Consider the following 12,598-nt stretch of genomic DNA (forward strand, 5'->3'; position numbering starts at 1 on the left):
ATTCTTTTTTTATCTATGCAGAGCCCGTTATCCTACATACTTAGAAAACCTCAACAGATACGCTCTGGATGAGGTAAAACTCATTTTTAACAATACACAAAGTGTGTTGTGTTTAATTTTCAGGGTTATGGGGAATCGATTCATGTTGTTAGGTCAACTAAATGCTGCGGCAAGCCCGCTATCGCAAGATCAAGTACAAAAGCTGCAAGGTTTAGTGGCTGAACTTAATCCAATTCAACAAGCATGGGTAAGTGGTTACTTAGCTGCTAATGCTAACTCAGCTGCATTAGGTGCTCCTACTGCTGGCGTACCGGCTGCGGGTGATGCAGCAGCGCTAACTATTTTATATGGTTCGCAAACGGGTAACGCAAAAGGCGTAGCAAGCAAAATGAAAGAGCAGGCTGAGTCGCGCGGCTTAGCAGTTAAGCTTGTTAGCATGTCAGATTACAAACCAACAGCCCTGAAAAAAGAAAAGTTTTTAACCATCGTTGTATCTACTTACGGCGAAGGTGAGCCACCTGAGGACGCAGAAACACTTCACGAATTTTTAGCTACTAAAAAAGCGCCAAAACTAGACGATGTAAAAATAGCGGTTATTGGCTTAGGTGATTCTAGCTATGAGTTTTTCTGCCAAACAGCAAAAGATTTTGAAGAGCGTTTAAATAAACTCGGTGCGCAAACCATATATCAACGTGCTGATTTAGATGTAGATTACGAAGATGAAGCTGCAACATGGATTGCGGGCGCAGTTGATGCATTCGAACCTGATTTAAAAGCGCAGCAAGAAGCCGCTGGTGGTCAAGTTGTATCAATGCCATTTGGCGCTCCAACGACCGCTTCAAGCCAATATACAAAACAAAATCCATTTGAAGCAGAGCTATTAACAGTTCAAAAAATTACCGGTCGCGACTCAACTAAAGATGTACGCCACGTTGAAATTTCGCTTGAAGGTTCAGACATTACTTACACACCAGGTGATTCGTTAGGTGTGTACTTTTTAAATGATGATGTATTAGTTGATGAAGTACTTACACTTACTCAAATAGATGCAACAAGCATTGTAAAAGTAGGTGATGAAGAGCTAAGCGTACGTGATGCACTTATTGAAAAACTAGAGCTGACTCAGTCATACCCAGGTTTTGTAGAAAAATACGCAATAGCAACTGGTACGCCTGAATTATTAAAGCTTGTAGAAGATAAAGCTGCAATGCGTGCGTATATTGAACCTCGTCAAATATTTGATGTGATTCGCCAAAACCCTGCAAACATTGATGCGCAAACATTAGTAGATTGCCTACGTAAACTACAAGCTCGTTTGTACTCAATTGCATCTAGCCAAGCTGAGGTTGAAGACGAAGTGCATTTAACACTAGGTCTAGTGCAGTTTGATACATTTGATAGCGAGCATTTAGGTGGTTGTACGGGTTACTTAACTCGTCGTGCAGAAGAAGGTTGTAAAGTTAAAGTATTTAGCGAACACAACGACAATTTCCGCCTACCCACTAACGATGATACACCTGTGATTATGGTTGGTCCTGGTACGGGTATTGCGCCGTTCCGTGCATTTTTACAAGAACGTGATTCGCGTGAAGCGCAAGGCAAAAACTGGTTGTTTTTTGGTAACCCACATTTCACTCAAGACTTTTTATACCAAGTAGAAATACAGGGTTATTTAAAATCGGGTTTACTTAACAAAGTAGATGTTGCATTTAGCCGTGACCAAGCAGAAAAAGTATATGTGCAAGATAAGTTACGCAGTAACAGTAAAGACGTGTTTGAATGGTTAGAAGCTGGCGCTCACTTTTATATTTGTGGCGATGCAAATCGCATGGCAAAAGATGTACACAACGCCTTGCTTGATATTGTTAAAGAAAACACAGGCAAGAGCAATGAAGACGCAGAGCAATATTTAAAAGATTTGCGTAGCGCAAACCGCTATCAGAAAGACGTGTATTAATCACGTTTCTTATTTTATTTAGCAGCTAGCAGCCGTCACTGTAACAAATTTAGGATTTAAAATGAGCGAACAAGATAAAAACGTAAAACTTTCTGATAACGAACGTTTGAAAAGAGAAAGTAACTTTTTACGTGGCACCATAGAAAAAGATTTAACAGACGAAATTACCGGTGGCTTTACAGCCGATAACTTTCAGCTAATTCGTTTTCATGGCATGTATCAACAAGATGACCGCGATATACGTGGAGAGCGCGCTAAGCAAAAGCTAGAGCCGCTACATAATGTGATGTTACGTGCACGTATGCCTGGCGGTATTATTAAGCCAGAGCAGTGGTTAGCAATCGACAAGTTTGCAGATGACAAAACAAGCTACGGCAGCATTCGTTTAACAACGCGTCAAACGTTTCAGTTTCATGGAGTGTTAAAGCCTAATATTAAAGGCATGCACCAAATGCTTGATAGCGTAGGTATAGACTCTATTGCTACAGCGGGTGACGTTAACCGTAATGTACTTTGTACCACTAATCCCGTTGAGTCTGAGTTACACCAAGAAGCTTACGACTGGGCTGCAAAAATTTCTGAACATTTATTACCAAAAACGAAAGCGTATGCCGAAATTTGGTTAAATGGCGAAAAAGCAGAAACCACAGAAGAGCCAATTTTAGGATCTAACTACTTACCGCGTAAGTTTAAAACCACGGTGACTATTCCACCTAACAACGAAGTTGATGTGCACGCTAACGATTTAAACTTTGTGGCAATTGCTGATAACGGCAAACTTGTTGGTTTTAACGTATTAGTGGGCGGTGGCCTTGCCATGACGCACGGCGATACAGCAACTTATCCGCGTAAGGCTGATGACTTTGGCTTTATTACGTTAGAAGATACCTTAAAAATTGCAGAGCATGTTGTATCTGTGCAGCGCGATTGGGGTAATCGTTCAAACCGTAAAAATGCAAAAACTAAATACACATTAGACCGTGTAGGCGTTGATGTATTTAAAGCAGAAGTTGAAAAGCGCTCAGGCGTTACGTTTGCACCAAGCCGTCCGTTTGAGTTTACTCATCGTGGCGACCGCATTGGTTGGGTTGAAGGCATTGATGGTAAGCACCACTTAACGCTATTTATTCAAAGTGGTCGTATTTTAGACTACCCAGGCAAGCCGCTTAAAACAGGTTGTCGTAAAATCGCAGAAGTTCACCAAGGTGACATGCGTATGACGGCAAACCAAAACTTAATTATTGCTGGCGTACCTGCAGATCAAAAAGCCGTGATTGAAGAGATTGCACGTAGCCATGGCCTGATTGACGATACCGATTCGCAGCAGCGTAAAAATTCTATGGCGTGTGTTTCACTGCCAACGTGCCCACTTGCAATGGCCGAGGCAGAGCGCTACTTACCAAGCCTAATAGAAAAAACTGAAGCACTGCTTGCTAAGCACGGTATACCCGATGACAGCATTATTATGCGTGTTGTAGGTTGCCCGAACGGCTGTGGCCGCGCAATGCTTGCAGAAGCTGGTTTAGTAGGCAAAGGCCCAGGTAAATATAACGTTTACTTAGGTGGTAATTTAGAAGGTACACGTATTCCTAAATTGTACCTTGAGAACGTAGGCGAAGACGTTTACCTAGAAGCATTCGATAAGCTAATTGGCCAATGGGCAAGCGAGCGTAACGACGGTGAGTGTTTTGGTGACTTTGTTATACGCAAAGGCATTGTTGCTGAAGTAAAAGTATCAGTAACCGACTTTTACGCATAATTTAATACCAGCGCTAAGCGCTGGTGAGGTTTGGAATTTACCATGAGTGAATTTAAAAACATTTTACAGCTAGATAAACAAAGCCAAACGGCTATGTTAGCTGATGCTAATGGTTTACTAGCGAGTATGAGCGCTGAGCAGCGCGTTGCATGGGCGCTTGATAACTTGCCTAATACGGCATTTTTATCATCTAGCTTTGGTATTCAAGCAGCAGTGATGCTGCATTTAATGACCTCACAACGCCCAGATATCCCAGTAGTATTAACTGATACAGGCTATTTATTTCCTGAAACGTATCAGTTTATTGAGCAAATGAGTGAGCGTTTATCACTTAACTTAAAGGTGTATAAAGCGCAGTTGAGCCCAGCATGGCAAGAAGCCAAATTTGGTAAGCTATGGGAGCAAGGGGAGGACGGCATTAAGCAATATAATCAGCTTAATAAAGTAGAGCCGATGACCCGCGCGCTAAAAGAGATTGAAGCCGGTACTTGGTTTAGTGGCCTGCGCCGCGATCAATCATCATCGCGTGCTGATAAACAGTTTGTAGAAATTAGCCGTGGCACGGTTAAAGTGTACCCAATTATTGAATGGTCTAACCGCGACGTGTATCAGTATCTTACTAAGCACGATTTACCTTATCACCCATTATGGGAGCAAGGTTATGTGTCGATGGGCGACGTGCATACAACGCGTAAGTTAGAACCAGGAATGACAGAAGAAGAAACTCGCTTTTTTGGTTTAAACCGAGAATGCGGACTACACATGGATGGTGACGGTATTTAACGTTACTACGGTGTAGTTAAATCAATAATAACAACGCAGCTTAGGCTGCGTTTTTATTTTCTTTAATTAGGGTACAAAAATTGCCTAATTAAGTATTTTTTATTAAACTCAAGGAAATAAAGGATTAATTAAAGCAGGAACGCTATGAAATACTTTACCTATTTAGCTATATCAATCATGGCTATTGCAGTCATCTCTTTGTTTTATTTAAAAAAGCCCGATGGTCAAACATGGCTTTCTGCATCATCTATTAGCAATGAATCTCAGCAAATTAAAGAAAAAATGGTCGCACTTTCTACAAATACACTCGACCAAGCAGTACAGGGTGTTAAGCAAGCGGGCGATAAAATTGCGAGCAGTATTTCTGATGAACCAATGCCTGCAAGTACTACCTCAAGCAGCAAAATTTTTAAGTGGCAAGATGAAACAGGCCAATGGCACTTTTCTGATACACCTAACCCGCATGCAAAAAGTATTGAAGTAAAACTCGATCCTAAAGATATTACTGTTATTGCCGCAGAAGACACGTCTATTTTAAATACCTCTCCAAGTACAAATACAATGTCGGCTGCACCAGAGGGGATCAGTATTTTGAACCCAGACTCTGTTAAAAAGCTATTTAATGACGCCGAAAATGTAAAAGACAAACTAGAAAAACGTAATAAAGAAATTAATAATTTAAGTGCACTTTAGCTACTCTGGGTTAGTGCTTTTATGGTTTTTTAAATAACGTTTTTCGGCTTCCATTAGCAGTATGGTTAAATATATTTTAGTGGGAAGTGATAATAGCACCCCTATAGCGATACATGCCGCTGCTAAAATTATTCCTTTAATACCATAATCTACCGTGAAATAGCTCGACACAATTAAAGAGTGGCCAGTCACAATAAGGCATAATCCAAACACTATTGATGTTTTAAGCAGTCGAATAATCATTATTTGCGACATAGTCACCTCACTAAGAGTCACCCTAGTGTAGGCAGGCTTTAAATATTCGACATTGATTTGAAACAACAAACAGCTCACATAAAAAAGCCCAGCTTATTAGCTGGGCTTTTAAATACACTAATTACAGCGCGTATTAATCGAGCATATTACGCAGTACGTATTGTAAAATACCGCCGTGTTTGAAGTAATCCCACTCTTTAGGGGTATCAATACGTACATCAGCACTCAAGGTTACTTTTTTACCTTCGGCATTGGTTGCAATGACGGTTACTTCATCGGTTTTATCGTACAGGCCATCAATATCAAATTGTTCTTGCCCTGTTAACCCGTGTGACTCGTAGCTTTCACCTTCTTTAAATTGTAGTGGTAATACACCCATGCCAATTAGGTTAGAACGGTGAATACGCTCATAGCTTTGTGCTACAACGGCTTTTACACCAAGTAACAGTGAGCCTTTAGCAGCCCAGTCACGAGATGAACCTGTACCGTATTCCTTACCCGCTAAAATAATGAGTGGCGTATTATTTTTTTGATACTCCATTGCTGCATCATAAATACTCTCTAGCGTATCGCCAGGCTGAGTACGTGTTACGCCGCCTTCAGTACCTGATGCTAGTAAGTTTTTAAGACGAACATTAGCAAACGTACCACGCATCATTACTTCGTGATTACCACGGCGTGAACCGTACGAGTTAAACTGCGCTTTATCTACGCCATTTTCTTGCAAGTATAAACCTGCTGGTGCATCTGCTTTAATAGCACCTGCTGGAGAAATATGGTCAGTGGTTACTGAATCCCCAAGTTTAGCTAAACAACGTGCACCCTCAATAGTAGGAATACCTGGTGGTTCTACTTTCATACCATCAAAAAATGGTGCTTTTTTAATGTAGGTAGATGCGTCATCCCAATCGTAAAGTTTGCCATCTGGTATTTTAATTTGCTGCCAACGGCTATCGCCTTCGTAAACGTTAGCGTAGCTTTTTTCGAACATTTCTTTAGTTACTGTTTCTTTAACTAGGTCACTTACCTCTTTAACGCTTGGCCAAATGTTTTTAAGGTAAATATCGTTACCGTTAGCATCTTGAGCAAGGGGTTCGTTGTATACGTCAATATCGGTTCTACCTGCAATAGCATAAGCTACAACAAGCGGAGGAGAGGCTAAAAAGTTCATTTTAACATCTTGGTGAATACGCCCTTCAAAGTTACGGTTACCCGATAAAATAGAGCTAACCACTAATTTATGTTTTTGAATGGCATCAGATATTTCAGTTGCAAGCGGCCCTGAGTTACCAATACAAGTTGTACAACCGTAGCCAACAAGGTTAAAGCCTAAGCTTTCTAAGTCATCCATTAGGCCTGCTTTTTCCAGGTAGTCGGTAACTACCTTAGAGCCTGGCGCAAGTGATGTTTTAACCCAAGGTTTTACATTAATGCCTAACTGTTTTGCTTTTTTAGCGACTAAGCCTGCGGCTAAAATAACACTAGGGTTAGAAGTATTAGTACAGCTGGTAATTGCAGCAATAACACAAGCGCCATCGTTAAGCTCAAACTCTTGGCCTTTAAATTTAACTTTAGCGGCGCCCATAAACTGCGCTTCGTCTACTGGCTCATCTGGATTTGTTGCTGGGCCTTCACTTTCAATACGAGCTTGTTCTTCATCGCTTTTATCGCGACGAGCCATACGCTCGTCTTGGAAGCCTTTTAAATGATCGCCAATAACTTTGCCAGCTTCGTTTAGGGCAATTCTATCTTGTGGACGTTTAGGGCCGGCAAGGCTTGGTACAACATCGTCTAATTTAAGCTCGAGTGTATCGGTATAGTTAGCTTCGTCGCCATCGTTACGCCATAGGCCTTGATGCTTAGCATAATCTTCAATCAGTTTTAAGTGGTTTTCGTCGCGGTTTGTTAAGCGAAGGTAGTTAATGGTTTCATCATCAATCGGAAAAATACCACATGTAGCGCCGTATTCTGGCGCCATATTCGCTATGGTAGCTCTGTCTGCAAGTGGTAAGTCAGCAAGGCCGTCACCATAAAACTCTACAAATTTACCCACTACGCCGTGGTTACGCAGTATTTCGGTTACTGTTAACACTAAATCGGTTGCGGTCGTACCTTCAGGTAAACGGCCGCTTAGCTTCATACCTACTACTTGTGGAATGAGTAAGCTAATTGGCTGACCAAGCATGGCTGCTTCAGCTTCAATGCCGCCTACACCCCAACCAAGCACACCTAAGCCATTAATCATGGTGGTGTGAGAGTCAGTCCCTACAAGCGTATCTGGGTAAGCGTATTTTTTGCCGTCACGGTCTTCATTAAAAACAACGCGCGCTAAGTATTCTAGGTTTACTTGGTGAACAATACCGGTTGCTGGTGGCACTACTTTTAAATTATCAAAAGCGGTTTGTCCCCAACGCAAAAATTCGTAACGTTCTTTATTTCGGTCGTATTCAAGTTTTGCATTTAAATCAAATGCACCCTCATTACCGTATCCATCTACCTGCACTGAATGGTCAATAACAAGTTCAGCAGGTGATAACGGATTTATTTTTGCAGGATCGCCACCTAGCTTTTCCATTGCGTCACGCATCGCGGCTAAATCAACAATAGCGGGTACGCCGGTAAAGTCTTGCATAACTACGCGAGCGGGGGTAAAGGCAACTTCAGATGCAGGTTTCGCTTGAGGGTCCCAATTAAGTAGGGCTTGAATGTCTTGTTCTTTAATATTTGCGCCGTCTTCGTTACGAAGAAGGTTTTCAAGTAATACTTTTAAGGAGAAGGGCAATCGTTTCGCTTTGTCGCCAAGTCCTTTTAGAGAATGAATATGATATTGCTCACCATTTATTGTGAGCTGATGTTGGGTATCGAAACTATTATTCATTATTTGCCCCTTTATGAATGATAAAAATATTTTGAAGAGTGACCTCTGTAGTGCTTGAGTTGCAAAGTGCATACCAATGTAAAAAGCCGTATTTAGAGAACGAATTTTATACAGTTAATATAGTAGAGATGATGCTGAAAAGTTTAATTTCAAGAGATGATTTGAAAGAGGTAGGGTCAAAAGTTATTTCGACCCTTATTAATTACTGTAACCAACCTTGTTGCTTACCTTTAATACTCAAACAAAGTAAAGCTATGGCAATAATGATTACAAATATAGGCATAAATACAGCACTTGTACCAAGTAGCTCAATACTGTTTATGACCATAAAATTATAATATTGCTGAATTAAAATAGCGCCGAGCGATAGCGCAAAAGTAGGTGTTGCCAGCGCGTTTTTAGCAAGTAAAAAAATACAACCCAAAGTGCTTCCAAATACAGCTATAGCAAATGCAATGGTTGACCAAATAGGAACGTTAGAGTAGGCAGCTTGTTGATCTAGCGGAAGTTTACCTATCATTTCTGGTGTCATCATCATGTGCATAGCAAATGCAATAACGCCAAGTAAGTTCCATACGAGTGCCGCCCATACAACGGGCTTAAACCAATTTTTAGGTGTTTTAACAGACATTTTATAACCTTGTTTTTATTATTATTAACTAGGTTATTAAAGAGTAAAAAGGCCAACTATACAAGTTGACCTTTTTATATAAAAAGAGGGTTTTTAAATGCTTAACCAAACGAAATAGGACGACGACCTGTTTTATCATCTACTTTTGGCTTTTTAGTTCGCTTGCGCTTAGCTTTAGCTGGCTGATTTGTTGGTTGTGGTGCGGCTTGCTTTGACTCTGTTTGAGTGTGTACCGCAGGTTTTTCTGCAGGTACAGCATCTTCACTTAACGCAAGTTGAAAAAACTCACCATCGAATTCTAGTACATCGCCACTGTATAATTTTTTCCGCTTTATTGTACAAATTTCATGGTTAACACCCACATAGCCTTCAGTAATTAGGTTTTTAGCTTGGCCGCCACCTTCAACTAAGTTTAGTACTTTTAATAATTTACAAAGCTCAATCGGCTCTTCTTCTAACTCTATTTCTATATATTCTTCGTTCATATTTGCTCTCGGTGGGGGTAACGCACAGGCTTTAGTATAAAGGCTTACAGCGACTTTTGCACCAAAGCAAGTAACTTTAGATAGCGGTAATACACAATTAGTTATGAAAGTTTTTAGGTATTTTATCTGTCTTTAAAAAAACTGAAGCAATTAAAAGTTAAGCTTCGTTGCAATCTTTTTTACGTATGGCTCGCTAATTGCTAAAACTCTGGCGGATTAATCAATGTGTAATGAATACATATAAAACGGAGTAGAAAATGGGCGTAAGATTAGCAATGAAAAAAGAGCTAATGGGCTTAGATAATTCAGATATGCTGACCGCAGACGATGTTAGGTCACATCTTACTAATCAAGTAAAAGAGCAAAAGGAAAATGCTGAACGTGGTTTTTCTGTGATTTCAAAATTTAACGATCACCATAGCCGCTTAGTGAGTGGCGATATGAAAAAAAAATCGGTACTTGAATTTCAACGCCATCGCTTATTTAAAGAAGTTTTATACACTCGTAAAAGTGTTGATGCGTGGTTAAATAGCCAAACAAATTAAATTGCTATAAATAGTTACCTTTAATAGACTACAAGCGTAATCAAAAGGGGTAACTATGAAAAATGGAATTTTAATATATGTGTTGGCATTACTATTAGCTGCGTGCCAACAACCTACCGTGTATGTATTTAGTGAAAACTTGCAAGATGAACAGCGCGATCAGCTCGATGCTGCGCTAAAAGCACAATCGCTCCCTTATGAATATGTACCGCTGGCAATCCCATCAGAGTTTGGTGAGGCTACATTACTCTTATCAAGTGACAAAATTTACCCAAAAGAGACTGAGCAGTTAGCTACTATTATGCAGGGGCTAGGTTACGAGCCACAAGTTAGCTATACAACGCGTTCAAATCATTTTTATGGTGATGGCAATATAGGCTTTTATCTAAAAAATGCAGTGGCGGGTACAACCTTTGTTATGCCTAAAAAGTTACGAACAACTCAATGCAGCGAAGACAAGTACAATGATTTACTCGTCACATTTACAGATAAATATGCTGACTTTACCTTACCAAGTGGTGCGGTTGTGAGGCTTAATTGGGAGTATTTGTATGGGTATGTTGTTATTTATTATAAAATCTATTCCCAGACATATAGCCACTCACAGCCGCTTGTAAATACTCCCTTTGGCGCCAAGCCATCCGATACTTACAGGTTTACAGCTCATGTTAATAACCCCAGCTGGCTTGATTGCTCACTACAAATTGTTTATATGGACTGAGTGATAGAGTTAACCGTGGGTTTCTATATGCTCGCTAAGTTTTGCAATACGCAGACTCATACCTTCTATAATTCGGTCTTTAATTTTTTCGCGGATAACATTAGGTAAACGGGTGAGTGCTTCAGGGGTAATGGCAAGGACGATACTGTCGGTTTTAGCGCGTGCGCTAGTGCTACGCTCTCGGTTATTTATAAAAGCGCCTTCACCTATAAATTCACCAGGTACTATCGTTCCAAGTTCTAGCAAATGATTATGTTTAAATACTAACAACGCACCGCTAAGTACAATATATAAGCGCTTGTCGTTATCGTATTGCTTAAATAAAAACTGATGCTGGCTTACTAAATATAACAGGCCGAACGACTCCAATAAGACTTGACGCTCGCTGAGCGTAAATTCTTTAAAAAAGTGCAGCCTGTTTATAATTTCCATTTGTTTGAATAATGGAATATGTTCGATTAGCTTCATCAATAACCAAATGTGTTAAAAACGTTTAATTAGCTAATATTGCGCTCTTTTAATTTTCGGGTCAACGTGTTGCGTCCCCAACCAATTTTTATAGCGGCATCTTGCTTATGGCCAGAGCAATTAGCCAGTGCCGTTTTTATTAAGCGGGTTTCTAGCTGAGCTTGAATGTCAGGCCAAATATTTTCTTTGCCTTGTTTAAGTTCTTGATTAAGCCATTGCTGAAACGCATCTAACCAATCACCTTCTTCTTGAGTTGGTGTTGCATCAAGAATTTCAGGCGGTAAGTCTTGCTCGCTCACAAGCTCACCCGGTGCCATTACAGTAAGCCAGCGACAGGTGTTTTCTAATTGGCGTACATTGCCTGGCCAATTAAATAAACGTAACTGCTCAGTCGCTTTAGGGCTCAGCACTTTGCTTTCTACTTGTAGCTCTTTAGCGCTTTTATGTAAAAAGTGTTGCGATAAGCTTTCTATATCTTCAGTACGCTCTCGAAGAGCAGGTAAACGTAGGCGCACAACATTAAGACGATGAAATAAATCATCCCTAAACTTGCCCTGTTTAACTAAATCTTCAAGGTTTTGGTGCGTAGCCGCAATAATACGCACATCTACTTTTATACTTTGATGGCCACCAACGCGATAAAACTCACCATCGGCAAGAACGCGTAATAAACGTGTTTGTACATCAAGTGGCATATCACCAATTTCATCTAAAAATAGTGTGCCGCCATTGGCTTGCTCAAAGCGGCCTTTACGCACGCTGTCGGCGCCCGTAAATGCGCCTTTTTCGTGGCCAAATAACTCTGACTCAACAAGCTCTTTTGGAATGGCTGCCATGTTAAGTGCAATAAATTGATTTTCTTTACGTGGGCTATGATTGTGCAGCGCACTGGCGACAAGTTCTTTACCTGTTCCAGATTCGCCATTTATTAATACGCTCATGCTAGAGGCCGATAGCTTACCTATCGCTCTAAATACTTCTTGCATGGCGGGTGCTTCACCAATTATATGCGCACTTTTTGGTGGAGCTTGCTTACGCTTAGTTTTTTTAGTGGAATTTGCTCTGCATGCGCTTTCGACTAGTGCTACCGCTTCGTTTAAATCAAACGGCTTAGCGAGGTATTCAAAAGCACCTTTTTGAAATGCATTAACGGCAGAGTCTAAATCTGAATGCGCGGTCATTATAATAACGGGCAATCCAGGGTTTTGCTCTGCAATAAGTTCAAGCAACGCCATACCATCCATACCTGGCATTCGTACGTCCGAAACTAAAACAGTAGGTTGGCTAAACTTCAATGCGCTTAATACATCTTGCGCGTTAGAAAAGCTTTCTGCGTTAAACCCTGCACGGGTTAGTGCTTTTTCGAGTACAAATCGAATAGAAGCATCATCATCTACAAGCCAAACTGTTTTCATGCAAACTC

12 protein-coding genes are annotated in these 12,598 nt (G+C 40.6%); 6 read left to right on the forward strand and 6 right to left on the reverse strand.

All coding sequences use genetic code 11. The features are described 5' to 3' along the window. The first annotated feature begins 142 nt into the window (after positions 1-142). From I6F45_RS12755 to I6F45_RS12770, 4 genes are all read left to right on the forward strand, one after another. Complete coding sequence (locus I6F45_RS12755; RefSeq protein WP_197160700.1) at positions 143-1,957, forward strand: assimilatory sulfite reductase (NADPH) flavoprotein subunit; 1,815 nt, start codon at positions 143-145, stop codon at positions 1,955-1,957. A 61-nt stretch (positions 1,958-2,018) separates the two neighbouring features. Then, on the forward strand, positions 2,019-3,716 hold the full coding sequence (gene cysI / locus I6F45_RS12760; RefSeq protein WP_197160707.1) for an assimilatory sulfite reductase (NADPH) hemoprotein subunit: 1,698 nt from the start codon (positions 2,019-2,021) through the stop codon (positions 3,714-3,716). Positions 3,717-3,758: 42 nt separating this feature from the next. Then, the gene (locus tag I6F45_RS12765; RefSeq protein WP_197160709.1) at positions 3,759-4,499 is read left to right on the forward strand and encodes a phosphoadenylyl-sulfate reductase; all 741 of its coding nucleotides are present in this window, start codon (positions 3,759-3,761) and stop codon (positions 4,497-4,499) included. A 144-nt stretch (positions 4,500-4,643) separates the two neighbouring features. Then, a complete protein-coding gene (locus tag I6F45_RS12770; protein WP_197160712.1) occupies positions 4,644-5,192 on the forward strand; it encodes a DUF4124 domain-containing protein in 549 nt (182 codons plus the stop codon). On the opposite strand, the gene I6F45_RS12775 is transcribed toward I6F45_RS12770, so the two are convergent. From I6F45_RS12775 to I6F45_RS12790, 4 genes are all read right to left on the reverse strand, one after another. Further along, complete coding sequence (locus I6F45_RS12775) at positions 5,193-5,447, reverse strand: hypothetical protein (RefSeq protein ID WP_197160713.1); 255 nt, start codon at positions 5,445-5,447, stop codon at positions 5,193-5,195. A 133-nt stretch (positions 5,448-5,580) separates the two neighbouring features. Then, positions 5,581-8,325: an aconitate hydratase AcnA gene (gene acnA, locus I6F45_RS12780; RefSeq protein WP_197160715.1), complete on the reverse strand. Its 2,745-nt coding sequence runs from the start codon at positions 8,323-8,325 to the stop codon at positions 5,581-5,583. 202 nt (positions 8,326-8,527) lie between these two features. Next, the gene (locus I6F45_RS12785) at positions 8,528-8,956 is read right to left on the reverse strand and encodes a hypothetical protein (RefSeq protein ID WP_165739227.1); all 429 of its coding nucleotides are present in this window, start codon (positions 8,954-8,956) and stop codon (positions 8,528-8,530) included. Between the two features lie 101 nt (positions 8,957-9,057). Beyond that, entirely contained in the window at positions 9,058-9,441 is a 384-nt protein-coding gene (locus tag I6F45_RS12790; RefSeq protein ID WP_165728335.1) for an RNA-binding S4 domain-containing protein, read from the reverse strand. A gap of 257 nt (positions 9,442-9,698) precedes the next feature. Between I6F45_RS12790 and I6F45_RS12795 the strand changes: the two genes are divergently transcribed. Together I6F45_RS12795 and I6F45_RS12800 are read left to right on the forward strand one after the other, a co-directional pair. Beyond that, positions 9,699-9,986 carry a hypothetical protein gene (locus I6F45_RS12795; protein ID WP_165739228.1) on the forward strand — a complete coding sequence of 96 codons (288 nt, stop codon included), beginning with the start codon at positions 9,699-9,701 and terminating at the stop codon, positions 9,984-9,986. Positions 9,987-10,041: 55 nt separating this feature from the next. Then, complete coding sequence (locus tag I6F45_RS12800) at positions 10,042-10,707, forward strand: hypothetical protein (RefSeq protein WP_197119408.1); 666 nt, start codon at positions 10,042-10,044, stop codon at positions 10,705-10,707. Between the two features lie 9 nt (positions 10,708-10,716). On the opposite strand, the gene I6F45_RS12805 is transcribed toward I6F45_RS12800, so the two are convergent. Both I6F45_RS12805 and ntrC read right to left on the reverse strand, forming a co-directional pair. Continuing rightward, positions 10,717-11,175, reverse strand: coding sequence for a cyclic nucleotide-binding domain-containing protein (locus I6F45_RS12805; RefSeq protein WP_166421825.1), 459 nt, complete (start codon positions 11,173-11,175; stop codon positions 10,717-10,719). Between the two features lie 29 nt (positions 11,176-11,204). Then, entirely contained in the window at positions 11,205-12,590 is a 1,386-nt protein-coding gene (gene ntrC / locus I6F45_RS12810) for a nitrogen regulation protein NR(I) (RefSeq protein ID WP_165739232.1), read from the reverse strand. Between the last annotated feature and the right edge of the window lie 8 nt (positions 12,591-12,598).

This window comes from Pseudoalteromonas sp. SWYJZ19 (genome assembly GCF_015864375.1).
GTDB classification, from domain to species: Bacteria; Pseudomonadota; Gammaproteobacteria; order Enterobacterales; family Alteromonadaceae; genus Pseudoalteromonas; species Pseudoalteromonas arctica.

What these genes read in the sequence shown, in the direction of transcription:
- ntrC (WP_165739232.1), bottom strand. Translation starts at nt 12,590, where the DNA reads ATGAAAACAGTTTGGCTTGTAGATGATGATGCTTCTATTCGATTTGTA.
- I6F45_RS12795 (WP_165739228.1), top strand. Translation starts at nt 9,699, where the DNA reads ATGGGCGTAAGATTAGCAATGAAAAAAGAGCTAATGGGCTTAGATAAT.
- I6F45_RS12790 (WP_165728335.1), bottom strand. Translation starts at nt 9,441, where the DNA reads ATGAACGAAGAATATATAGAAATAGAGTTAGAAGAAGAGCCGATTGAG.
- I6F45_RS12800 (WP_197119408.1), top strand. Translation starts at nt 10,042, where the DNA reads ATGAAAAATGGAATTTTAATATATGTGTTGGCATTACTATTAGCTGCG.
- I6F45_RS12770 (WP_197160712.1), top strand. Translation starts at nt 4,644, where the DNA reads ATGAAATACTTTACCTATTTAGCTATATCAATCATGGCTATTGCAGTC.
- I6F45_RS12805 (WP_166421825.1), bottom strand. Translation starts at nt 11,175, where the DNA reads ATGAAGCTAATCGAACATATTCCATTATTCAAACAAATGGAAATTATA.
- I6F45_RS12765 (WP_197160709.1), top strand. Translation starts at nt 3,759, where the DNA reads ATGAGTGAATTTAAAAACATTTTACAGCTAGATAAACAAAGCCAAACG.
- cysI (WP_197160707.1), top strand. Translation starts at nt 2,019, where the DNA reads ATGAGCGAACAAGATAAAAACGTAAAACTTTCTGATAACGAACGTTTG.
- I6F45_RS12785 (WP_165739227.1), bottom strand. Translation starts at nt 8,956, where the DNA reads ATGTCTGTTAAAACACCTAAAAATTGGTTTAAGCCCGTTGTATGGGCG.
- I6F45_RS12775 (WP_197160713.1), bottom strand. Translation starts at nt 5,447, where the DNA reads ATGTCGCAAATAATGATTATTCGACTGCTTAAAACATCAATAGTGTTT.
- I6F45_RS12755 (WP_197160700.1), top strand. Translation starts at nt 143, where the DNA reads ATGTTGTTAGGTCAACTAAATGCTGCGGCAAGCCCGCTATCGCAAGAT.
- acnA (WP_197160715.1), bottom strand. Translation starts at nt 8,325, where the DNA reads ATGAATAATAGTTTCGATACCCAACATCAGCTCACAATAAATGGTGAG.